Source organism: Bradyrhizobium sp. Kon58, from assembly GCF_055807455.1.
On record NZ_JBVVOT010000184.1, the window covers coordinates 1 to 400 of the forward strand.

1 protein-coding gene is annotated in these 400 nt (G+C 69.8%); it reads left to right on the top strand.

What is annotated here, in order from left to right:
- Positions 1-400 (top strand): bifunctional cobalt-precorrin-7 (C(5))-methyltransferase/cobalt-precorrin-6B (C(15))-methyltransferase (locus AC0L20_RS40045; RefSeq protein ID WP_473295676.1); only part of this gene is annotated, 400 nt, incomplete at both ends.

Genomic DNA, 400 nt, shown 5'->3' on the forward strand with positions numbered 1-400 from the left:
GCGTGTTTGAACACCTGGGCGGCGCGCAGGAGCGGCGTATCGACGGCATCGCGCAGTCGTGGGGTGAGCCTGCGGTGGCCGACCTGAACCTGCTCGCCATCGACTGCCTGGCCGATCCCGACGCACCCCGCCTCCCACGCCTCGCCGGCCTGCCGGACGCGGCCTTCAAACACGACGGCCAACTGACCAAACGCGATGTGCGCGCCATCACCCTCGCCCGCCTCGCCCCGATGCCCGGCGAGCTGCTCTGGGACGTGGGCGCGGGCAGCGGCTCCATCGGCATCGAATGGATGCGCGCGCATCCCAGCTGCAGGGCGTTGGCGATTGAAGCCGATGAAGGCCGCCAAGCCTTGATCGAATATAACCGCGACGCCCTCGGCGTACCCGGCCTGCAGCTGGT